The organism is Pseudomonas sp. NFACC08-1 (genome assembly GCF_900106735.1).
Taxonomy (GTDB): domain Bacteria; phylum Pseudomonadota; class Gammaproteobacteria; order Pseudomonadales; family Pseudomonadaceae; genus Aquipseudomonas; species Aquipseudomonas fluorescens_Q.
Map to the genome: position 1 here is coordinate 1 of NZ_FNNL01000014.1, position 20889 is coordinate 20889.

Here is a 20889-nt window from a genome sequence, read left to right on the forward strand (position 1 = left end):
TGGCCCAGGCGTATGGGAGGGTGTTCATGGGCACACTTCCTCTACGACTGACCCACCCACCACTGTGGCGAGGGAGCTTGCTCCCGCTGGGCTGCGCAGCAGCCCCAAAACCAGGCACCTCGGTGTGCCAGGCAGATCGCATGCAATCTTTTTGGGGTCGCTTCGCAACCCAGCGGGAGCAAGCTCCCTCGCCACGAAATTCATTGTCCAATCGGCTCCATCACAGGCACCGCTTTGATCACCGCCCTGGGCATCTGCACCCCGGCAGGCGCCGTCCCCGGAATCGCCCTCGCCGAGGCCGGCAACTGCGGGGCCTGCATGTCCGGCATTGCCCAGCTACGGTCTGGTTGCAGCAGGCCTTGGGCGCGACGCATGAAGTCGTAGCGGTTGAGGGTAATGCCGCGTCCCGCCGCCGTGTCGCGGATGATGTAGGGCCGCAGGAACACCATCAGGTTGGTCTTGGTGATCTGCCGCCGTTCGTTGCGAAACAGCGCACCGATCCCCGGAATGGTCGACAACCACGGTACCGCGTCATTGCTCTGGCTGTAGCCATCCTGCAGCAACCCGCCGAGGACCATGATCTGCCCATCGTCCAGCAGGATGCTGGTGTCGATGGCGCGCTTGTTGGTGACGATGCCGGTGGTGCTCGAAGCACGATTGTCGACGCTGCTGACTTCCTGATAGATGTCGAGCTTGACCGTCCCGCCTTCGGAAATCTGCGGCCGGACATTGAGCTTCAAACCCACCTCCTCGCGGGTCACGGTCTGGAACGGGTTGTTGCTGGTACCACCGCCGCCGGTGACATAGCTGCCGCTGACGAAGGGAATGGTCTGGCCGACGAAAATGCTCGCCGCTTCGTTGTCCAGGGTCAGCAGGTTCGGCGTCGACAGCACATTGGTGCCACCCTTGCTCTTCAAGGCCCGGGCCAGGACCTTGAGATCGAGAATCTTGCCGATACCCGGAATGTCCACCGTGCCGTTGACCACCCCCAGGTTCAGGCCCTGGGGCAAGACATCGATGCTGGTCTTGCCGTTGAGGTTGAGCGCGGTGCCGCCGAGGTTGACCCCGCCGATCACCCCACTGCCACCGAGGTTGCCGGTCTGCCATTGCACGCCGAATTCGCTGGCGTCGTCCTCGCCGACTTCGACGATCAGGCTCTCGATCACCACTTGGGCGCGCCGCTGGTCCAACAGGTCGATGACTTCCCGCAGGTTGCGGTACAGCGGGTCCGGCGCGGAGATCAGCAAGGTGTTGGTGGTGGCGTCGGCCTGGATGGTCACGCCGCCGGCGCTGAAAGCGGTGTTCTGTTCGTTTTTCGTCGAAGCGGAAGTCGTGCCGTTGCTGCCTTGGCCGTAGCCGTTGCCGCTGGTCGAAGCATTGCCGCTGGTGGTGCCGCTGGTGCCATCGCCACTGCTGCCCTGCCCACTCTGTCCGTTGGTACTGGCGCCCATGCCACTGAGCACCGAGCGCGAGTTGTCGCTGCCCTCGCCTTCACTCTCCCCGGTGAGCAAGCCGCGCAGGGCCTGGGCCAGTTTGCCGGCCTGGGCATTGCGCAGGTACACCACATGCAGGTTGCTCGGGTTGTTCTGGGCGTTATCGAGCTTGTAGATCAGGTTGCGCGCCAGCTCCGTGCGCTCGGGGCTGCCGGCGCGGATGATGATGGAATTGGAGCGCGGATCGCCGATCACGTTGATCTTCTGGGTCTGGTCGCCGCCCTGGGTTTCCAGCAGATCAGAGACCATTTGCGCGATGTCGACCGCGATGCCGTTGTGGATCGGCACCACATCGGTGTCGATGGCACTCGGGGTGTCGATGCCTTCGATGAGTTGCGCCACCCGCGACAGGTTCTCGGCGTAATCGGTGACGACAATGGTGTTGTTGCCCGGGTAGGCATTGATCGGGTTATTCGGCGACACGATCGGGCGCAGCACCGGGATCAGATTCACCGCGTTCTCATATTGCAGGCGGAAGGTGCGGGTGAGCATGCCGTTGCCGGCCGGTTTGTCGGCACTGTAGATCGGCCCACCCAGCAGTTTGGCATCGGCCTCCGGCACCACCTGGGCTACGCCACCGACGTCGACCACGCTGAAGCCTTGCATGCGCAGCGCGGCCAGCAGCATGTCGTAGGCTTGGTGGGCCGGGACCTGGCCTTCGGAGACCAGCGTCAGGTTGCCCTTGACCCGCGGGTCCACCAGAAACTGTTGGCCGGTGGAACGGGACAAGGCTCGCACCACCGCCTGGATATCCGCCTCGACGAAATTCAGCGTCACCGGTTGATCGCCCAAGGGCGTACGCGCCGGCGCATTGTTGCGCGGCTCGCGAGCACGGGTGGTGAGGTCGACCTGATGCCGCACCGCGGGCTTATGTTCACGCAGGTCCTGGGCCCGCTGACGATCGAGCACTGCATCACCACTGCGCTGGGTACTCCCCAACGGAATGCCCAACTCGCTGTCCACCAGCAACGGTGGCTGCGACGCGGGCGGCGTGCTGTTGCACGCACTCAACGCGAGCAACAACAGCGGTGCAGCCTTGCGCCAATGACGTGGGTATCTGGCCCCTTTCATGAAGCTTCCTTAGCGCCTTGCGCCTGATCCATGCGAACGGTTCCGGACAGTGTGCCGGCGGTATTGTCGGTGTCGTGGTTGTCGCGATTGGCAAGGGCGGTGCGCTGCAAACGGGCCTCGATCACTTCCAGGGAGAATTGCCGTGGGTTGCCCAGCAACCAACTGATCACCGCCTCCGCTGGGGCCTGGTCGAACGTGAGCTGCCAGGTGTTGGGGCGCTCGGCGCCTGGCGCTTGCAATTGGTAATGCTGGCTCAAGCCACTGGCGTCCAGGCTCTGGCGCAAGGCGGTTTCAAGAGGTTGCTCGGGTGCGGGCCCCGCGACGTCGCGCAACAGCACTTCGAGGGCTTCGGTCTGTGAACGCAGCTTCGGGGTTTCGGCTTGCCAATAGGCGATAGTCTTGAGCGGCGGCTGGATCAGTGCGAGCCAGACCAGACAGCCGCCCAACACCAGCGCAGCCAGGGCCACGGCGGCTTGCTCACGCACCGCCAGCCCCTGCCAGAACGTGCGCAAACGCGTGCGATAGGTTGCCCAGTGCCCCCACACCAATGCCAGAGAATGCTTATTCATCATCGGCGTCCGGGTTTTCGTCGGGGCTGCCCTGGCCGGCCGGTGCCACACGCAGGGTCCAGCCCTGATCGATGGCGGCGACGTCGATGCCGGCCTGGACCAGGGGGATTTTCCAATCCTCTTCGGCGGTGGTTTTCTGCGCCTCGGCCACGACATTCAGGCGCAACTCACCGTTCTCGAACACCAGCGCCTGGACATTGCCGCTCATGAACGGCATGGCACTGCCCGCCTGTTGCACCAGGCTGGCAAAGCGTTGGGTCGGGTCGGTCGCCGCACCGTTCTGGCGCGCAGCGATTTGCTGACGTGCCTGTTGCAGCGGGTTGAGAATCACCGGCAACTCGGGAAACGCCTGCTTCACCCGCTGGCTCATCTGCGCCTTGAGCCGTTGGCCCTGGGCCGCTTCACGGGCGGCGTAGAGGTTCAGCCCAATCACCCACACCGCCAGTGCTGTCGCGCAGATCGCCGCCGCCCGGCCCCAACCACCGCGCTCGACGGCGTTGCGTGCAAGGCCGGCATGCAACCCCCAGCCTGGCGCAGGGCCCATCCAGCGTTGGGCTTCGGCCAAGGCCTCGATCGAAGGTTGCGGCGGCGCCTCGCCCACCCAATGCATCCCGGGCCCCGTTTCCAGTAGCCACTCCTCCAGCGCCTCTTGCTGCAACGGTTGCACCACGGCGTGCTGCAGGTCATGGCGCACCAGCAGATGGTCGTCCTCGATACAGGCCACCGGCCCCGACAGCACCGGCAAGGCGTAGGCCGCCGGGTAGAGGCCACGCAGTTTCATGCCGGCCTGGTGCACAAGCCGCCCGAGATTGGCGAGGGATTCACGGTCCAGCCAGGCGATCTGCACCTGCCCATCGACCCCACGCGGGCCATGGGCCACCTGCATCTGTTCGCTGGCTCCGAGCATCAGGGCCTGGGCCGCGCACGTCACCGCTGCGGTGATCCTGGCCGCCGGTAACAGCGGCAACTCCAGGCGGGTCAACACGCTGTCGCGGGGATGAAGAAAACACTCCACCGAAAGGTTTTTACCACTCTGGCCCAGCGCCCGAAGGCTGCTGCGGCCTTGCTCACGGACCTGGCCTTGGCGATCAAGCCAGGCAAACGCCACCGGGCTGTCGAGGTCCAGGCTGTCCAGCGGCGCCAGGGCGATGCGCAAGCGCGTCATACCCCCACCCTCGACCAGATCACCTGGGGCAAGCGGTCCTCGGTACGTTGCAGCAACGCCTCCAGCTCGACCCGCCGCCGACCACTGCGTGCCTGGCCCCGCAGGCGGAACCAATCACTGGTGATGCCGACCTTGACGCTGGCCGTGTCCAACTCCGGCATGCGCAGGCGATTGACGAAATCCCCGCGATTGATAAACCAGTGGCCGCCATCGCGCTCCCTGACCAGAGCCTCGGCCCGTTGCAGCGACAGCCCCGGCACGTAGGCGGCCAGCACCGGGGCGCTGGCGGTGTTGCCATTGAGCCAGGTGTTGGTGGGCAGGATCGTCACGTACGGCGCCAGTGTGTCCAGCAACCGTGTGGTGACGCCTTTGACGCTGCGCAAGTCTTGCAAGGTGCGCAGCATCGGGCGCGTCGGGGCCAGCGGCGTGTTGTCGGCCTGGGGCGAGGTTTCGCGGCCGCTGTTGAAGGTATTGGCCTTTGGCGCCTGGTCCACCCGCTGCGGACTCAACAGGCGCGGATAGGCCTCGACCACCCTGTCGACGATACGCGTGCGGACCGTCGCGGCCACGCCCAATTGCTGGCACAGGCGTTCGAAGGCGCGCACTTGTTCCTCGTCCACCCGCTCATTGGCGACGAGGTTGCGCAGGTTGAACTTGCCTTGCTCATCTTCCAACTGGCCTTCGAAGGGTGTGTCGATCTGGCCTGAACCCGGTATCACGATAGGTTTGGCCCAAGGTTGGCCGAAGCGCGTCAGTGGATCGCGCTGCCTGGCATCCCAGAGCAACTGGCGACTCAGTTGCAGGCCACCCTGCAACCGCGCCGAGCCCTGGACACGCAACTGCTCGGCCTCCAGGCTGCGAGTGAACAGGGTCTGGCGGGTCAGCATGCCACCGGCAATGACCGCCACCACGGCAGCAATCAGCAAGGCACTGATCAGCGCCATGCCGCGCTGCTTCGCCGCGAGGGGCGAATCCGTTCGCATCACGGCCCTTACAACTGCCAGGAGCCAATGTCGGCATTCACGCCGTCGCCGTCAGGCTGACCGTCGGCGCCAAGGGAGAAGATATCGACTTCGCCGTTGGCACCCGGGTTGAGGTAGTTATAAGGACGGCCCCATGGGTCGTTGGGCAGGCGCTCCAGGTAAGAGCGCCAGGTGCTGTTTTTCGCATCGGCCGGCTTCTCCACCAGCACTTTGAGCCCCTGGTTCATGCTCGGGTAACTGCCGTGGTCCAGGCGATACAGCTTCAGGGCTTGCATCAGGCCGCCAATGTCCTGTTTCGCCGCCGTTGCCCGCGCCTGGTCGGGACGGTCGAGCACCTTGGGCACCACCATCGCCGCCAGGATGCCGAGGATCACCACCACGACCATGATTTCGATCAGGGTGAAACCCCGCTGCCCGCGAGGGCCTTGGGAACGGGCGTTGTAACGGGCGATCTGCATCTCGACGGTCCTTCGCTGGATTCGATTCGAGGCGCAGTGTTGCAAGAAAATATGTCAGTGATATTGAAATTGCTCAGGAGCTTGCGTCGTCAATTGGTCACGAACGCCGGCTAATCTTCAAGGCTGCCCTCCCCCCGAGCCCGCGCCATGCCACGCCTCGCTCCACAAGCCGGCTTCACCCTGATCGAAGTGCTGGTGGCCCTGGCGATCATCGCCGTGGCCATGTCGGCCGCTGTGCGCGTGGCGGCGGTGATGACCCAGAGCAACGGCCTGCTGCGGGACAAATCCATCGCCCTGCTCGCCGCCCGCAGCCAGCTGGCGCAGTTGCGTCTGGAAGGTCGTTTTGCCCAGGGCTCGAAAGTGTTCGAATGCGACCAGGGGCGATTGCTGTTGCGTTGCGAACAGAACCTGCGCCCGGCGGAAAACGGCCGGCTGCTGCGGGTTGAACTGAGCGTGTCGGATCGCAGTCGCGAAGCACCGCCGTTGGCTCGGCTGGAGACGTTGGTCAGCCGGGAAAAATAAAGGCAGCCCCTTGTGGCGAGGGAGCTTGCTCCCGCTGGGTCGCGAAGCGGCCCCAAAATCTTGCGGTTGCTGCGCAACCGAGCGGGAGCAAGCTCCCTCGCCACAGAGGTTCAGCGCTGGTTTTCGGGACGTGTCAGGGACGGCAAACTCACCGAATCCGGCAACCGAGCCAGGACCAACCGGGTCTGCTCATTGCCACGTTCGATGACCACCGCCTGCGCCTCGATCGCTACCAACCGTACGCCTTGGGCCACCCTTTCACCGACCAGGAAACTGCGCGGCGGTCCGTCGTTGAGACTGAGGATCGCCACGGGCGTGTGCGTGCCGGCCATCACACCGCTGACCTTGATGTCCACCGCTGCCGGCTGGTTGGAGAACCATTGCAGCGCCGGGTTATCGGAACGTTCGGCCATGCGTTGCGGGGCGACATCCGGCGTGCGCGACTCGGCCGACGTGAGCAGCAGCGAAGACCAGGCCGCCACCCCGGCCAACGCCGCCAACAGACCCACGGCCTGGACGATTTGCGCCGGGGACACACGCTCGATGAACGCCATGGCCTGAATCTCCTTTCTTGGGTTCCAGCGTCCAGCCTACGCGTCAATTCTCTCCGTTTTATTTCACATCCTTATCATCTTCACCGTGCAGGATGGTTTCACGCAAAGGAGCGCGCATGAACCTCGGCAAGCAACGCGGTTTCACCCTGATCGAACTGATGGTGGTGCTGGTGATCATCGGCATTGCCAGCGCCGCCGTGAGCCTGAGCATCAAGCCGGATCCGTTGAAGTTGCTGCGCCAGGACGGCGAGCGGCTGGTGCAACTGCTGCAACTGGCCCAGACCGAAGCCCGCACCGACGGGCGACCGATTACCTGGCGCTGGGACGCCAAGGGGTTTGGTTTCAGTCGTCGCGCCGATCAAGGCACCGGGTTGGATCGTTTCAAGGATGATCCGCAACTGCATCCGCGTCGCTGGCAGAGCCCGTCGATGGAGGTTCGCGTGGACCCCAGGCAACGGGTGGTGCTGAATGCCGAGTGGCTCGGCGAGCCCTTGCAGATCCGCTTGTCGGACGGCGTGAACAGCCTCACGGTGCAACGCAGTGCCGCGGGGCGGGTGCAACTCCAATGAGTGTCCGGCAGACAGGCTTCACCTTGCTGGAAGTGATGGTGGCGATCCTGCTGATGGCGGTGGTCAGCCTGATCGCCTGGCGCGGGCTGGACAGCGTGACTCGTGCCGACAGCCATTTGCAAGCCAGTACCGAGCAGACCGAAGCGCTGCTGCGGGTGTTGAACCAACTGGAGCGCGACGTGGCCCTGCGCGCCAGCATCGAGCTGAGTGAACCGGTCAAACCCGGCGTCGACGACCAGCCCTCGACCGCCCCGCCCGCCCTCACCGTGCGCAGCACCGAAGGTCGGGGCTTCCGCCTGGATGTGATCCGCGTGGCGGCGACCCAGGAAGGCGAGTTGCAACGGGTGCGCTGGTGGCTCAAGGGTGACACGCTTTACCGCGCCCAAGGCCAGGCCCGCAGTCGCTACCCCCTGCCCGCACCCGGCTCGGGCGTGGCCGTGCTCAGTGACGTCAGCGATGCCGGACTGCGGTTCTGGGACAAGGAAAAAGGCTGGCGCAAGCTCAGCGGCAACCGCCAGGAAAATCCAATGGGCATCGAAATCAGCCTGACCCGCCAGACACCCCAGGGGGCCGAAACGTATCGACAGGTGCTGGGGCCGCTGGATTAGCTCGCGATAGCGGTGGGTCTGTCAAGGATGATGTCGAATGTACCGGCCTCATCGCGAGCAAGCTCGCTCCCACAGAGTTAACGGGTGACCTCAAGATTTGGGCACACCCTTGTGGGAGCGAGCTTGCACGCGATGAGGCCCGCCAGGCGCCGCAGGCCTCAGCTCAGCACCACCACGCCACCCGGCAACTCGGTGCATTTGGCGCCGTAGGCATCGCGGATCAACAGCGCCACGCCCGCCAACTGGTCGAGGCGAAACCGCGCCTGGACCTTGCGCTGGCCCAGTTCGCGGTTGAGCAGCAGCAACATGCCGGGACGGTAGCGGTTGATTTCGTCGATGACGCTGGCCAGGGTCGCGTCGTTGAACACCAACACCTGCTCACGCCAGGCAATGGCCGCCGACACATCGGCACGCTTGGGCGCGCCCACCTGGTGAGGCTCGTAAGTCATCTGCATGCCCGGCTCCAGGCGGAACCGCCGGCCTTGCACCTCGACCTGCACCACGCCCTCCAGGCAGGTCGCGCAGACGCTCTGGTCGGTGTAGCGGATGTTGAAGCGTGCCTGGGCGGCGCTGATCCAACCGGCGCCGGCCTGGACGCTGACCACCTGGGCACTGCGCCCCTGCACTTCAATCTCACCGCTGAGCAATTCCAGTCCTTGTCCGCCGTCGGCCAGCGCGCGGCGACTGAGGCGGGTCTGGGTATTGAGTTCCAGGCTGATGCCTTCGGCCAGTTCCACGCGGCGCTGTTCGCCGACGTCGGTGACGTAGTCGGCTCCCAGCCCGGAAACACCGCCTGGCACCGTGGCGCGGATCAACAGGAAGGCCGTCGATGCCGCGATGGCGCCACCCAGCAACGCCCGGCGGCCGATATGCCGGGGCGCCTGCAACGCTGCGGCGGCCGGTTGCAGCCCCTGCCACAACGCCTTGGCCTGTTCGAAGGCCTGGGCATGTTCGGGGCTCTGCCCGCACCACAGGCGCAAGGCCCGGGCATCGGCCACGGTGGCGCGCCCCGAGGTCAGCAGGATCAGCCAGTCTCGGGCCTCGCCGGCCAATCGGGCCTGGGGCGTGGCGTCAGGGGAAGCGATGCTGAAGATGTTCAAGCGCACACACACTCACGAAAGGGTCGGGTCTCTACTCTCAAGACGGTTTTCCCGCGCCGGGACCGAACCGCTGAATGACTTTTCTTTCCAGGCGCTGGGCGCAGTGCCCCAACGCAGCCTTGATCTCCTTCTCCACCATGCGCGTGGAAATACCGAAGCGCTGGGATATTTCCAGGTGCGGTGCTTCCTCCAGGCGTGCGGCGATGAAGATCCTGCGGCGGCGCGCCGGCAGTTCGTACAAGGCCTTGAGCAGGGTCTGCAGTTCCTTCTGCCCACCCACCACACGGGCCGGATCCAGCGCTTCATCCGAGACCTGCAGCAATTCCTCGATTTCATCGCCCGTGAGCAAACGCGCATCGGCCTGCCGGCGGTCGGCGGCGATATTCAGGGCCATGCGATACAAATAAGCGTTGGGCTGGGCAATCTCCTGGGTATCGACCATGCGATCGACCCGCAGGTAGGTTTCATGCAACACATCGTTGGCCAGTTCCTCGGAGCCCAGGCGTCTGCGCAGGCGCACCTTGAAATCCTCATACGAGGTGAGGAACAACCTCACCAACGGGCTGCGACCGGAGTCTTTCATCGCCCGGACACCCCTTCCCCTGCTATGCATTCCATGCTTCTTCCTGATAAGTCGGGTAACAAAAGCAGGGTCACCGGCTGGCGCAACGAGCTGGGCGCCGGGCGGTCGATCCTGAGGTTCTGCAAACTGTTGACCAAGGCCTTGTCCCGCATCAGGTCGCCCGTGGAACTGACCAGGCGACTGTGCTGGACCACGCCGTCCCGGCCGATCCACACTTGCAGCACCGCCCGGAAACTGCCTGGGCGGGTCAACGGTGAACGACACAAATTGCGCTGGATGACCGCCTGGATCGCTGCCGCGTAGTTGCTGTCACTCAAGCCTGGGGTGACGCCGGGAGGCAGCGGCACCTCTCGGACCCGCACCGGCTGCAATGTGAACGCATCCGCCCGGGCATAGTGCGCCGCCAGTCCGGTGCCGCTGAGCAACACCCTCAACCCTTCGGAAGGTGTGAACTGCCCCTGGACACCCAGCGTATGACGCTGGCTCGACAACTGATGGTCCACCAGCACCGCCATGCCCGTCGCCCGGCTGAACTGCTCCAGCGCCGTGGTCAGTTCCTGGGGCGCGATGTCCAGGTCCACCAGGCCGACCGCCTGGATCGGTCCGGCCAGCAGACACAGCAACACCATCAGCCACCCCAAGGGCGCCCTGGTCAATCCACGTCCGCGTCCGCCCCCGGCTCTGCCCTGCTGCACGACTGACGTATCCGTTGAAAATCGTCATCCTGAGGGGTGTTTATGAATGTCGTATGACAACCGATACAAATCCTCCAGGCCGCACTAGACTGGTGCCCTGACAACGCACCGTCCGCTGCGGCGGGCCAGGAGGTCGCAGATGAAACCGTGGATGAACATGATGGCAGGCCTCGGGCTGTTCATGGCCCTGCCCGGGGCCCAGGGTGAAGAAGCCCCGGCCTGTATCGAGGTAACCGTTGGCGGTTACAAGACCCCAGACTACAACTGCCTGAGTCGGCAGATGGGCAACGACCCCCAGGCCGCGAAGGCGGCGCAACAGGCCCAGGACGCCATGAATGTGCCGGTCAACGAGCGCGCTCCGAACAGCATTGGCCTGGCTACCCCGGCGGCCACGGGGGTGCGCATGGGCAATACATTCGGCACTTCGGTCAAGCCCCAACGGCCGCCGGCTACCTCGGGGACCTCGCCGCTGCTCAAGTAACGACGCCGCTTTTGTGGCGAGGGGATTTATCCCCGTTGGGGCGCGAGCGGCCCTAAAGCCTGACAGCTCGGTATGTCAGATAGATTGAGTTCTTTGTTTTTGGGGCTGCTACGCAGCCCAACGGGGATAAATCCCCTCGCCACAAAAGCAGCTCGCCACAGTCTCCTTCAGGATTGGCAATCAAGCACTGGGACTCTGGCGAAAACTCACCGCCAGCCGGTTCCAGCTGTTGATGGTGCTGATCGCCAGGGTCAGGTCCACCAATTCCTCCTCGCTGAAACAGGCCCGGGCCTGGGCATAGATTTCGTCCGGCACCTGGCTTTCAGCCAACAGCGTCACCGTCTCGGTCCAGGCCAGGGCGGCGCGTTCGCGGGCCGTGAAAAAACCGCTGTCGCGCCACACCGCCACCGCGTAGAGCCGGCGCTCGGTCTCGCCCTGGCGTCGGGCCTCCACCGAATGCATGTCGGTGCAGAAGGCACAGCCATTGAGTTGTGAAGCGCGGATCTTGATCAAGTGCAACAGCGCCGGTTCGATACTCAGGCGGCTGGTCAGGGCTTCCAGGCCGATCATGGCTCGCATCGCCCCGGGGGATGCGGTGTAGTAATCCAGACGCGGGCTCATGGCGGGCTCCGTGGCATTCGAGACCTTCACGGTAAGCTCAGGGACCGGTCAATGACAGGTCCAATTCGGCGAAAAAACCGGGGACAAGTCCAATGCACAGGATTTTCCCCACGCAACTTCTATGCAGTCGCACAATGCGGGTAATCTTGCGCCTTTGACGCCGGCCACCGAACAACCGCCCAGGAGCTTGCGGGTATGGAACTTCATGTTGTCATCAACGGCCGCAAGGACCTGTCGGGCCAGTTGTATCAACAATTGCGCAGCGCCATCGAAAGCGGTCGCCTGGCGGCCGGCACGCAGCTACCGCCCAGCCGCCTGCTGGCCGAGCAACTGGGCGTCTCGCGCAAGACCGTCTCCGACACCTACGCCCAACTGACCTACGAAAACCTGCTCACCGGCATCATCGGCAAAGGCACCTACGTCAACGCACGGCCGGCCAGGATCGTGCGCAAGCAGAGCCACCGCGAGCTGGCCGGTGCCGACGTCGTCGAAGCCTGGCGCACCATGCCCGACCTGATGCGCCATCCCACCCTCGAAGGTGCGTTGCGCTACGACTTCATCGGCGGCGCCACGGGCAAGGGTCAGTTTCCGCTGGACGACTGGCGGCGTTGCACCGCCCACGCGCTGCGTCAGATTGCCAGTGCCAAGGGCTTCTACAGCCAGCCCGAAGGCCTGCCGGCGCTGCGCAATGCCATTGCCCGGCACATCGCGTTTTCCCGTGGGGTCAATTGCCAGGATGAAGACGTCGTGGTCTGCAACGGCGCACAGCAGGCCCTGGACCTGATCTCGCGGGTGCTGACCCGTCCCGGCAGCCTGGTGGCCATGGAAGATCCGGGCTATCCACCGGCGCGCTTGCTGTTCGGCTCCCAGGGCGCCACGGTGGCCGGGGTGCCGGTGGACGAGCAAGGCATGCGGGTCGACCTGATCCCCGACGGCACGCGGCTGATTTATGTGACGCCCTCCCACCAGTTTCCCTTGGGCATGCCCATGAGCCAGGCCCGCCGCAACGCCCTGCTGGCGCGGGCCTATGAGCTGGGGGCGATCATCATCGAAGACGACTACGACAGCGAATTCCGCTACGAAGGCCGGCCCGCCGATTCGTTGCAGAGCCTGGATGAGCGCGGGATCGTCGCGTACGTGGGCACCTTCTCCAAGACCTTGTTGCCGGAACTGCGGCTCGGCTATGCGATCCTGCCGCCAGCGATTCTTGAAGCAGTGATCCTGGCCAAGCGCCTCACCGACCAGCACACCTCCACCCTGCCCCAGTGGGCGTTGGCGAAGTTCATCGCCGAGGGCTGCCTGCTCAAGCACATCCGCCGTTGCCACACGCTGTATGCCGGGCGCCGCGAGCGAATCCTGGCACGCATGGGCGGGGATTTGTCGCCCTGGTTCGAGGCGGTTCCCACAACCGCAGGCTTCCACCTGGCAGTGCTGTGCAAGGTGCCCATCGACCTGGCGCTGGTGATCGAGCTGGCGAGAAAAGCCGAAGTCGGGCTGTACAGCCTTGACGGCTTTTTCAATGAGGCTGCGGTGCGTCCCGGCCTGTTCCTGGGTTTCGGCGCCATTGACACCCTGGACATTGACATCGCCCTGGACCGCTTGCGAGACATTTTGCAGCAGGTCACTTGAGCCATTGGACTGGGCATTTATCCGCTCATTGGCTGTTTTAGCCTCGCCATTACAGGCCTATCCTGCTGGGGTCTCGTTGATGTCGAGCCAAATCCCGTCCGACTTGATTCAGGAGCCAGAACCATGACTCGCCAGGTGATCAATACCGTACAGGTCCAAGCCGCCGCTGGTCGCTCGGAAGAACTGGGCCGCCAGTTGCAGAAAATCGTCGAAACCCTGCGCGCGCAGCCTGGGTGCGATGCCTACATGGTTGACCGTTGCCCGGACGACGGTGACCGCTGGACCGTCAGCGCTCGCTGGCAATCGGAAGCGGCGATGCAAGCCCATTTCAACTGCCCCGAGGTGCAGGGCTTCATCGGCCTGATCGATAGTCGCCTGGCCCGCAGCGTGGATTTCAACAGTTTCCCGATTGTCTGAAACGCACTGTGGCACCCCTGCCTTTACGTAGCCGGACGCCAGCACTCAATTCTTGAAACGAAGAACGACCGGTCTGAAGCCGCTCTCCGAGAAGAACATCCCGATGACCACAATACGACCGTCCTCCTGTAGTGCAATGGCTTGAGGATGATCGACACTGCTGCCGATTTTGGTTCGCACAATTCCCGTGCCATCGCCAAAACTGCCGTCCAAGCTGGCATCGCTCAGGTATCGCGCAAGCAGGATGTCGGCCTCTTCGCCCCCCAGAGTAGCGCCCGTTACGACAATTTTTCCGCTGTCATCAGTGGCAACACCGATCCATTGCGATCCGTACGGATTGTCGTCAATCAATGTCAACAACGGCACCCCTCGGTTGAACAGCGGATCATTCCTGCCATCTGGGCGGAGGCTTAGCAGAAAGCCAGCTGTTGGAGCGACGGTTGTCGAACCTGCAGCGACGAGATTCCCGTTCTTTTGCAACGCCAATGACAGAATTTGAGTCGGCCTTTCAATCTCAGTGAGAACAAATCCCGCACTGCCAAAACTTGGGTCAGCCGTTCCGTCAGACATATAACGTGCAGTGAATGCAGCTTCGCGTCCGCCAACGATGGCTATCCCGGCGACGACGATTTTTCCATCTGGCTGGATCAGGTGCGTGGTGATTGCAGTCGAACACTCAGGGTATCGCACGATGACGAAGCCCTTACCGTTGTTCAGGCTGAGATCCAGATTGCCGTTCGACTCAAGCCGCATCAGCACGCCGACACTATCGATAAAACTGTAGCGGTGTACGCTGGTCATCCAGATTTTTCCATCAGGGAGGACTGTGGCACTGACACTGCTGCGTCCGCTACCGTCACGGGTTGCATTATCCGCAATGGCTGGATTGGATTGATCCAGTGGTAGCCGGATGACGACATGGCCTTTAAAACCGAACCTGGTGTCCAGACGCCCATCGCTGTAAAAACGTGCTGCCGCAGACAGGCTGGGGCTATATTGATCATCTTCCTTAAAGAGGCCAGTCAGTAGTATCTGACCATTGTCCAACAGTGAAATGGACTCTCCGCCAGAGGCGTAGCCCTCTGCGAAGCTGCCCGTGATCACACCGTATTCGCCAAAGTCCCTGTCGGCGGATCCGTCTGGGTTCAGGCGGATAATGCTGTAGTTCTGGCCGAATCTCCCGGCGATGAGCACCTTGTGGTCGGGAGCGATGGTAAGCCCCGAAACGCTCCCGGGCATGAGAGGGTCGGCGGAGTTGGAAGGGAACACTTTTCCGCCAGAGCCAAAGGTAGGATCAAGGCTTCCGGCGTTACGAGACAAGTCAGTAGACATTGGATAACTCCTGTATGGGTTGAGAGCCCTTGTGCCAAATACCGGGGTTGAAAATTCAATGCTCTACTGCTGATGCAAGGGCGATTTCGTTTTGCTCCATGAATCCGGCCCCGTCAACTGTCAGTCCTGACAGTTGACGGCTGGCAAAATGCGTGGGGCATATAGAACACTTCTCCTGTGACGAGGGCGCTTGCTCCCGCTGAGCCTGTAGGAGCTGCCGAGTGCAACCAGGCTGCGATCTTGTCCAATCCAATTGATCTCAATCGAAAGATCAAAAGATCGCAGCCTTCGGCAGCTCCTACAGGGGGGTTACCTTTCAAGTTTGGTGGATCACGGTATTGGTCTACCCGCCTTCTTAAAGATTGGACGTTTGTTTGCACCACCGTGGGGCTTAGGGTGAATCCATCGCCGCGCCAGCGCGAACTCACTCAAACCCACGAAGGTCATTGCAATGAAAACCCTCTGCCTGATCGCCACCCTCAGTCTGCTGCCCCTGGCCCCGGTCTATGCCCACGAAACCGCGCCTTCGGAAAAGGTCAACGTACTGCAGGAGAAGATGCTGAAGAACCTGCCGGGTAAAAAAACCATGATGCTGACGGTCGACTACGCCCCCGGCCAGTCGTCCGTTGCCCACAAACATGAAGGAACGGCCATGGCCTATGTGCTGGAAGGCGCCATCACCTCCCAGGTCAAGGGCGAACCGGCGAAGACCTACAAGGCCGGTGAGTTCTGGTATGAAGCGGCGGGTTCCGAGCACCTGGTGTCGAAAAACGCCAGCACGAGCCAACCGGCGAAATTGCTGGTGTTCATGGTGATGGGAGAGGATGAAGCGGTATTGATACCGCTGAAGAACTAACGGATCAATGCAATCCCCTGTGGGAGCGGGCTTGCTCGCGAAGACGGCGGCACATCCAACACTTGTGCAAGCTGACCCGACGCATTCGCGAGCAAGCCCGCTCCCACAGGGGTCCACAGTGAATCTTGAAAGCAAAAAAAGCCCCGCATCTCTCAATGCGGGGCTTTTTCATTCAACGCCGAATCAGTTGGCCGTCACGACCGCCTGACCGCTCATTGCCACGTCCAACAGCTCGCGGTTGGCGACCGCGTACATGGCGTAGTCGGTACCGCTGGCAGCACGGATGTCCACCAGCATGGCACGCCAGCGCTCGACCATTTCGTGGTGCTGCTCCAGCCACAGTGCCAGGCGAGTTTCCACGTCCTGGGCGCCATCGCCCTCTTGCAGGACCGAGATGGTGATCGCCCGCTGTTGCCAGTCGACATCATCACGGAACGCTTCACGGGCCAGTGCCTGCCAGTTGTTTTCCACCGGCAGTGCGCTGATCTGTTGCAGGTACCAGGTGATGTCCAGGGCGCTGCCCACGGCGAAGTAGGCCTTGGCCACATCGGCGGCGTTCTGGCCGGTGACGTCGGACGCCTCGATGATCGGCAGCAAGGTGTACAGGTGCGTCGTGCCGGCAACCATGCGCGCCAGCAGCTCCGGCACACCAGCGGCCACGTAGGCCTGGTAGCGGGTCTGCCAACCTTCGCGGGTCGGACCTTCCAGCAGTTCGTCGAGCTTGAGGCCCAACGCCGCCAGGTGCGGACCGAAGTGCGCCACGTCACGGGCAGCGTTCTGCTCGTTGCGGCGGCTGCGCAGGAACCAGCGCGTGGCGCGACGCCCCAGGCGCATCAGCTCGTCCATCAGCTCCAGTTGCACGTCGGCGGACACCTGGTGGTCCAGGGCTTCGATCTGCCGGAACCAGTGCGGGAGATGGAAAATATCGCGCACGATCACATAAGCGCCCGCCACGTTCGCCGGGCTCATGCCCGTCGACTCCTTGAGCCGTTGCACGAAGGTGATGCCCATGTGGTTGACCAGGTCGTTGGCGATCTGGGTGCTGACGATCTCGCGCTTGAGGCGATGGCGACGCATGGCCTCGGAGAACTTGCTCACCAGTGTCGGCGGGAACGCCGTCTCCATGTCACGGGTCAGGTAGTCGTCGTCCGGTACCAGGGAGTTGAGCAGCGCTTCCTTGAGGTCGATCTTGCTGTAGGAGATCAGCACCGACAGTTCGGCACGGGTCAGGCCATGGCCCGCCGCGACACGTTCGGCCAGCTGTTCTTCGGTCGGCAGGAACTCGATGGCGCGATCCAGCTTGCCACGGGCTTCCAGGTCGTTCATCAGGCGCTTGTACTCGGCGATCCGCACGAAAGCGCGACGGGCCGCCAGGGACAGGGCCTGGGTCTGCTTGTAGTTGTTGCCCAACACCAGGCCACCGACTTCGTCGGTCATGCTCGCCAGCAACTGGTTGCGTTGCTTGTCGGTCATGTCGCCGGCCTGCACCACTTCGTTGAGCAGGATCTTGATGTTCACTTCGTGGTCGGAGCAGTCCACGCCGCCGGCGTTGTCGATGAAGTCGGTGTTGGAACCGCCGCCATTGAGGCCGAACTCGACGCGACCCAGTTGGGTCATGCCCAGGTTGCCGCCCTCGCCCACGACCTTGCAGCGCAGTTCGTTGCCGTTCACGCGCAGTGCGTCGTTGGCCTTGTCGCCGACATCGGCGTGGCTTTCAGTGCTGGCCTTGACGTAGGTGCCGATACCGCCGTTCCACAACAGATCCACCGGTGCCTTGAGCAAGGCATTGAGCAGTTCGGTCGGGGTCAGTTTGTCGGCCTTGATGTCGAAGCGTTCTTTCATCTGTGGCGAGATGGCAATGCTCTTCGCGCTACGCGAGAAGATACCGCCGCCTTCGGACATGATGCTGGTGTCGTAGTCGGTCCAGGCCGAACGCGGCAGATCGAACAGGCGCTGGCGCTCGGCAAAGCTGCTGGCAGGCTCCGGGTTCGGGTCGATGAAGATGTGCAGGTGGTTGAAGGCCGCGACCAGTTGCAGCTTGTCGGACATCAACAAGCCGTTGCCGAACACGTCGCCGGCCATGTCGCCGACACCCACCACGGTGATGCTGTCTTCCTGGACATTGATGCCGCGTTCGCGGAAGTGGCGCTGCACGCCGACCCACGCGCCCTTGGCGGTGATGCCCATTTTCTTGTGGTCGTAGCCCGCCGAACCGCCGGAGGCGAACGCATCGCCGAGCCAGAAGCCATAGTCGATGGCAATGCCGTTGGCGATGTCGGAGAAGGTCGCAGTGCCCTTGTCCGCCGCCACCACCAGGTACGGGTCATCGTCGTCATGACGCACGACGTTGGCCGGCGGTACCAGCGCGCCGTCCTTCAGGTTGTCGGTGATGTCCAACAGGCCCGAGATGAAGATGCGGTAGCAGGCGATGCCCTCGGCCGCGATCTCGTCCCGGCTGCCGCCCAACGGCAGGCGACGTGGCAGGAAACCGCCCTTGGCGCCCACCGGCACGATCACCGAGTTCTTCACTTGCTGGGCTTTTACCAGGCCCAGCACTTCGGTGCGGTAGTCTTCTTCACGGTCGGACCAGCGCAAGCCACCGCGGGCAACGTTGCCAAAGCGCAGGTGCACGCCTTCGACCCGTGGCGAGTAGACGAAGATCTCGAACTTCGGTACGGGCTTGGGCAGCTCCGGGATCAAGTGCGGGTTGAACTTGAAGCTGAAGTAGGACTTGTTCTGGCCGTTGGCGTCGGTCTGGTAGAAGTTGGTCCGCAGGGTGGCCTTGATCAGGTCCAGGTAACGACGCAGGATGCGGTCTTCGTTGAGCACCTGGACGTCGTCCAGGGCCGAGAGAATCGCTTGCTCCAGGCGCAGCTGCTTGTCTTCCAGGTCATCGCCGGTGAGTTTGCGCGCCAGGTAGAAGCGGGTCTTGAACAACCGGGTCAACTCGCGAGCGATATCGGTGTGGTTGTTCAGGGTGCTGGCGATGTAACCCAGGTCGAAGCCCAGGCGGATCTGCTTCAGGTAACGGGCATAGGCACGCAGCAGCGCCACGTCGCGCCATGGCAGGCCGGCGGTCAGCACCAGGCGGTTGAACGCATCGTTCTCGGCATCGCCACGCACGATGTGGACGAAGGCGTCCTGCAAGGTGTCGTTGAGTTGCTGGATATCCAGGTCCAGGCCTTCGGCGGCGGTGAACGCGAAGTCATGGATCCAGAACTCGCGGCCATTGGTGTGGCGCAGGCGGTACGGGAATTCACCCAGCACGCGCAGGCCGAGGTTTTCCAGGATCGGCAACACGTCGGACAGCGCCAGTGGCGTATCGGCGTGATACAGCTTGCAGTGCAGCTCACGCTGGCCGGAGACCTGGCCCAGCGGCTGGTAGAAGCTCATGACCAGCGGATTTTTTTCGCTCAGGCTCAGCAGGTGCTGCATGTCGACCACGGCCGAGTGCGCAGCAAAGCGCTCGCGGTAGCCGGCCGGGAAACCTTTCGGGAAATCCGACAGCACGTTGGTGCCCTGGGCTTCACCGAAGCTCTCGACGACCAGGCTGGCGTAGTCGTCCTTCCAGCTGCGGCAGGCCTGCACGACTTCTTTTTCCAGCAGCAACGGGTCGATGTCGATGCGGTTCTTCGGGTCCACCCGCAAGATCAGTTGTACACGGGCCAGTACGGATTCGGAGAAGAAGGTCCAGAACTCGCAGTCCGAGGCCTTCAGGCGATCCATCAGTACTTGCTGGATCTTCTGGCGCACTTCGGTGGAATAGATATCACGTGGCACGTAGGCCAGGCAGTAGCAGAAACGGCCATACGGGTCTTTGCGCAGGAACACGCGGATCTTGTTGCGTTCCTGGATCTGCACGATGGACATGACAGTGCTGAACAGCTCGTCCACCGGGGTCTGGAACAGGTCGTCACGGGGCAGCACTTCGACCACCTGGGCCAGTTCCTTGCCCAGGTGCGCCTTGGCCTGGAAGCCCGAGCGACGCTCGATTTCCGCGACCTTGCGGCGGATGTACGGGATGGCCCGCACGCTCTCGCCATACACCGAAGAGGTGTACAGGCCCATGAAGCGGCATTCCTTGATGACCTTGCCGTCGGCGTCGATTTCACGGATCGACACGTAGTCCGGATAGGCCGGACGGTGTACGCGGCTCGGGTGCGCGGCCTTGGCGAACGACAGCGGCGTCGGTTCGCGCAGGTAATTGACGGCGTAGTCTTCGATGCGCAGGTCTTCGGCGGTCAGGCCGGCGCGCAGCAATTTGGTCAGGCCCAGGAACGAATCGGGGTTGTACTCGATGTGGCCACCATCGGCCTCGTCACGAACCACGAACTCTTCGTAGCCCAGGAAGGTGAAGTGGTTACCCACCAGCCATTCCAGGAAGCTCTTGATCTCGCTCTTTTCATCAGCGTCGATGGCGTAGGCGCTGCTGTCCAGGCTGTCGAGGATTTCCTGGACCTTGGCTTTCATCGGTTCGAAGTCGGCCACGGCCACGCGCACTTCGCCCAGCACTTGCTCAAGTTCCTTGCTCAGGACGTTGAGTTCGGCGGCGTTGGCGCAACGGTCGATTTCCAGGTACATCAACGACTCTTGCAGGATGTCGTCGCCCTGGGTGCCTTTTGGCAGGATTTCCAGCAACTCGCCCTTGCTGCCGCGACGCACGCTCAGCACGGTGGTTTGCAGGGTATGAATGCTGTAGCCGCGACGGTTCAACTCGGTGCGGACCGAGTCCACCAGGAATGGCAGGTCGTGGTGCAGCACTTCCACGGCCGTGTGGGTCGACTGCCAACCGTGGCGTTCGTAATCGGGGTTGTAGACGCGCACCTGCGGTTGCGCGTGATCGAAGCGCTCAAGCAGGCGCCAGGCAGACAGGGTGCAGCCGGCGAGGTCGGACAACCGGCGCTGGGTAAGTTCATCGAGGGAAATGATGCCGAAGAATTGTTCAGCGAACAGCGCCACTTGTGGCAGTGCCTGTTCACTGATGTGCTGCGCCAGTGCCGCTTGCAGTTGATGCTGGAAGTCGGCCTTGCTGGCTGCGGTGAAGAACGCCATCTGTGGTACTCCGCTTGGGCTTGTTATTGATGAAAGCGTCGCGTGCAACCCCTTGCGGGGTTATCGGCCATCCCGTTCCTGATTCTCGGGCAGAGGAAACAGGATGACAGGTGGATGAAGCTGGACAGGAC

19 protein-coding genes are annotated in these 20889 nt (G+C 63.0%); 7 read left to right on the forward strand and 12 right to left on the reverse strand.

Annotation, left to right across the window (positions count from 1 at the left end):
- Positions 1–200 precede the first annotated feature (200 nt).
- The 5 genes from gspD to gspG are packed head-to-tail and all read right to left on the reverse strand — an operon-like array spanning position 201 to position 5739.
- On the reverse strand, positions 201–2564 hold the full coding sequence (gene gspD / locus BLU76_RS24045; protein WP_092224755.1) for a type II secretion system secretin GspD: 2364 nt from the start codon (positions 2562–2564) through the stop codon (positions 201–203).
- On the reverse strand, positions 2561–3133 hold the full coding sequence (gene gspM / locus BLU76_RS24050; RefSeq protein WP_092145867.1) for a type II secretion system protein GspM: 573 nt from the start codon (positions 3131–3133) through the stop codon (positions 2561–2563). Before gspM ends, gspD begins: the two co-directional genes overlap by 4 nt.
- On the reverse strand, positions 3126–4298 hold the full coding sequence (gene gspL, locus BLU76_RS24055) for a type II secretion system protein GspL (RefSeq protein WP_092224757.1): 1173 nt from the start codon (positions 4296–4298) through the stop codon (positions 3126–3128). Before gspL ends, gspM begins: the two co-directional genes overlap by 8 nt.
- Positions 4295–5281 carry a type II secretion system minor pseudopilin GspK gene (gene gspK / locus BLU76_RS24060; RefSeq protein ID WP_092224759.1) on the reverse strand — a complete coding sequence of 329 codons (987 nt, stop codon included), beginning with the start codon at positions 5279–5281 and terminating at the stop codon, positions 4295–4297. Before gspK ends, gspL begins: the two co-directional genes overlap by 4 nt.
- A gap of 8 nt (positions 5282–5289) precedes the next feature.
- Entirely contained in the window at positions 5290–5739 is a 450-nt protein-coding gene (gene gspG, locus BLU76_RS24065; RefSeq protein WP_046062736.1) for a type II secretion system major pseudopilin GspG, read from the reverse strand.
- A gap of 147 nt (positions 5740–5886) precedes the next feature.
- Here gspG and gspI point away from each other — a divergent pair, with 147 nt between their 5' ends.
- Positions 5887–6261 carry a type II secretion system minor pseudopilin GspI gene (gene gspI / locus BLU76_RS24070; protein ID WP_063320785.1) on the forward strand — a complete coding sequence of 125 codons (375 nt, stop codon included), beginning with the start codon at positions 5887–5889 and terminating at the stop codon, positions 6259–6261.
- Between the two features lie 110 nt (positions 6262–6371).
- On the opposite strand, the gene BLU76_RS24075 is transcribed toward gspI, so the two are convergent.
- Entirely contained in the window at positions 6372–6815 is a 444-nt protein-coding gene (locus BLU76_RS24075) for a type II secretion system protein N (RefSeq protein ID WP_092224761.1), read from the reverse strand.
- 116 nt (positions 6816–6931) lie between these two features.
- Here BLU76_RS24075 and gspH point away from each other — a divergent pair, with 116 nt between their 5' ends.
- Positions 6932–7384 (forward strand): type II secretion system minor pseudopilin GspH, encoded by a 453-nt coding sequence (gene gspH, locus BLU76_RS24080; protein ID WP_092145875.1) that lies wholly within the window; start codon positions 6932–6934, stop codon positions 7382–7384.
- Positions 7381–7992, forward strand: coding sequence for a PulJ/GspJ family protein (locus tag BLU76_RS24085; protein WP_092145877.1), 612 nt, complete (start codon positions 7381–7383; stop codon positions 7990–7992). The genes gspH and BLU76_RS24085 overlap by 4 nt, the downstream gene beginning before the upstream one ends.
- 158 nt (positions 7993–8150) lie before the next feature.
- Here the strand turns inward: BLU76_RS24085 and BLU76_RS24090 are convergent, their stop codons facing one another.
- Genes BLU76_RS24090 through BLU76_RS24100 form a run of 3 tightly spaced genes read right to left on the reverse strand, consistent with a single transcriptional unit; the run spans position 8151 to position 10304 of the window.
- The gene (locus BLU76_RS24090; protein WP_092224818.1) at positions 8151–9092 is read right to left on the reverse strand and encodes a FecR family protein; all 942 of its coding nucleotides are present in this window, start codon (positions 9090–9092) and stop codon (positions 8151–8153) included.
- Between the two features lie 37 nt (positions 9093–9129).
- Positions 9130–9675 carry a sigma-70 family RNA polymerase sigma factor gene (locus BLU76_RS24095; RefSeq protein ID WP_072347363.1) on the reverse strand — a complete coding sequence of 182 codons (546 nt, stop codon included), beginning with the start codon at positions 9673–9675 and terminating at the stop codon, positions 9130–9132.
- Positions 9672–10304: a secretin and TonB N-terminal domain-containing protein gene (locus BLU76_RS24100; protein ID WP_063320780.1), complete on the reverse strand. Its 633-nt coding sequence runs from the start codon at positions 10302–10304 to the stop codon at positions 9672–9674. The genes BLU76_RS24095 and BLU76_RS24100 overlap by 4 nt, the downstream gene beginning before the upstream one ends.
- Before the next feature lie 205 nt (positions 10305–10509).
- On the opposite strand from BLU76_RS24100, the gene BLU76_RS24105 reads away from it, so the two are divergent.
- The gene (locus tag BLU76_RS24105) at positions 10510–10851 is read left to right on the forward strand and encodes a hypothetical protein (RefSeq protein ID WP_092145881.1); all 342 of its coding nucleotides are present in this window, start codon (positions 10510–10512) and stop codon (positions 10849–10851) included.
- Between the two features lie 180 nt (positions 10852–11031).
- On the opposite strand, the gene BLU76_RS24110 is transcribed toward BLU76_RS24105, so the two are convergent.
- Entirely contained in the window at positions 11032–11472 is a 441-nt protein-coding gene (locus BLU76_RS24110) for a carboxymuconolactone decarboxylase family protein (RefSeq protein ID WP_092224763.1), read from the reverse strand.
- A gap of 195 nt (positions 11473–11667) precedes the next feature.
- Between BLU76_RS24110 and BLU76_RS24115 the strand changes: the two genes are divergently transcribed.
- Together BLU76_RS24115 and BLU76_RS24120 are read left to right on the forward strand one after the other, a co-directional pair.
- Complete coding sequence (locus BLU76_RS24115; RefSeq protein WP_092145885.1) at positions 11668–13101, forward strand: MocR-like pyridoxine biosynthesis transcription factor PdxR; 1434 nt, start codon at positions 11668–11670, stop codon at positions 13099–13101.
- Positions 13102–13224: 123 nt separating this feature from the next.
- On the forward strand, positions 13225–13518 hold the full coding sequence (locus tag BLU76_RS24120) for an antibiotic biosynthesis monooxygenase family protein (RefSeq protein WP_092145887.1): 294 nt from the start codon (positions 13225–13227) through the stop codon (positions 13516–13518).
- 45 nt (positions 13519–13563) lie between these two features.
- Here the strand turns inward: BLU76_RS24120 and BLU76_RS24125 are convergent, their stop codons facing one another.
- Complete coding sequence (locus BLU76_RS24125) at positions 13564–14850, reverse strand: delta-60 repeat domain-containing protein (protein ID WP_092145889.1); 1287 nt, start codon at positions 14848–14850, stop codon at positions 13564–13566.
- 451 nt (positions 14851–15301) lie between these two features.
- Between BLU76_RS24125 and BLU76_RS24130 the strand changes: the two genes are divergently transcribed.
- Positions 15302–15706: a cupin domain-containing protein gene (locus BLU76_RS24130; protein ID WP_092145891.1), complete on the forward strand. Its 405-nt coding sequence runs from the start codon at positions 15302–15304 to the stop codon at positions 15704–15706.
- A gap of 183 nt (positions 15707–15889) precedes the next feature.
- On the opposite strand, the gene BLU76_RS24135 is transcribed toward BLU76_RS24130, so the two are convergent.
- On the reverse strand, positions 15890–20758 hold the full coding sequence (locus BLU76_RS24135) for an NAD-glutamate dehydrogenase (RefSeq protein WP_092224765.1): 4869 nt from the start codon (positions 20756–20758) through the stop codon (positions 15890–15892).
- Between the last annotated feature and the right edge of the window lie 131 nt (positions 20759–20889).

Coding starts and splice junctions, on each gene's coding strand:
- gspD (WP_092224755.1), bottom strand. CDS start 2,564: ATGAAAGGGGCCAGATACCCACGTCATTGGCGCAAGGCTGCACCGCTG.
- gspM (WP_092145867.1), bottom strand. CDS start 3,133: ATGAATAAGCATTCTCTGGCATTGGTGTGGGGGCACTGGGCAACCTAT.
- gspL (WP_092224757.1), bottom strand. CDS start 4,298: ATGACGCGCTTGCGCATCGCCCTGGCGCCGCTGGACAGCCTGGACCTC.
- gspK (WP_092224759.1), bottom strand. CDS start 5,281: ATGCGAACGGATTCGCCCCTCGCGGCGAAGCAGCGCGGCATGGCGCTG.
- gspG (WP_046062736.1), bottom strand. CDS start 5,739: ATGCAGATCGCCCGTTACAACGCCCGTTCCCAAGGCCCTCGCGGGCAG.
- gspI (WP_063320785.1), top strand. CDS start 5,887: ATGCCACGCCTCGCTCCACAAGCCGGCTTCACCCTGATCGAAGTGCTG.
- BLU76_RS24075 (WP_092224761.1), bottom strand. CDS start 6,815: ATGGCGTTCATCGAGCGTGTGTCCCCGGCGCAAATCGTCCAGGCCGTG.
- gspH (WP_092145875.1), top strand. CDS start 6,932: ATGAACCTCGGCAAGCAACGCGGTTTCACCCTGATCGAACTGATGGTG.
- BLU76_RS24085 (WP_092145877.1), top strand. CDS start 7,381: ATGAGTGTCCGGCAGACAGGCTTCACCTTGCTGGAAGTGATGGTGGCG.
- BLU76_RS24095 (WP_072347363.1), bottom strand. CDS start 9,675: ATGAAAGACTCCGGTCGCAGCCCGTTGGTGAGGTTGTTCCTCACCTCG.
- BLU76_RS24100 (WP_063320780.1), bottom strand. CDS start 10,304: ATGGTGTTGCTGTGTCTGCTGGCCGGACCGATCCAGGCGGTCGGCCTG.
- BLU76_RS24105 (WP_092145881.1), top strand. CDS start 10,510: ATGAAACCGTGGATGAACATGATGGCAGGCCTCGGGCTGTTCATGGCC.
- BLU76_RS24110 (WP_092224763.1), bottom strand. CDS start 11,472: ATGAGCCCGCGTCTGGATTACTACACCGCATCCCCCGGGGCGATGCGA.
- BLU76_RS24115 (WP_092145885.1), top strand. CDS start 11,668: ATGGAACTTCATGTTGTCATCAACGGCCGCAAGGACCTGTCGGGCCAG.
- BLU76_RS24120 (WP_092145887.1), top strand. CDS start 13,225: ATGACTCGCCAGGTGATCAATACCGTACAGGTCCAAGCCGCCGCTGGT.
- BLU76_RS24125 (WP_092145889.1), bottom strand. CDS start 14,850: ATGTCTACTGACTTGTCTCGTAACGCCGGAAGCCTTGATCCTACCTTT.
- BLU76_RS24130 (WP_092145891.1), top strand. CDS start 15,302: ATGAAAACCCTCTGCCTGATCGCCACCCTCAGTCTGCTGCCCCTGGCC.
- BLU76_RS24135 (WP_092224765.1), bottom strand. CDS start 20,758: ATGGCGTTCTTCACCGCAGCCAGCAAGGCCGACTTCCAGCATCAACTG.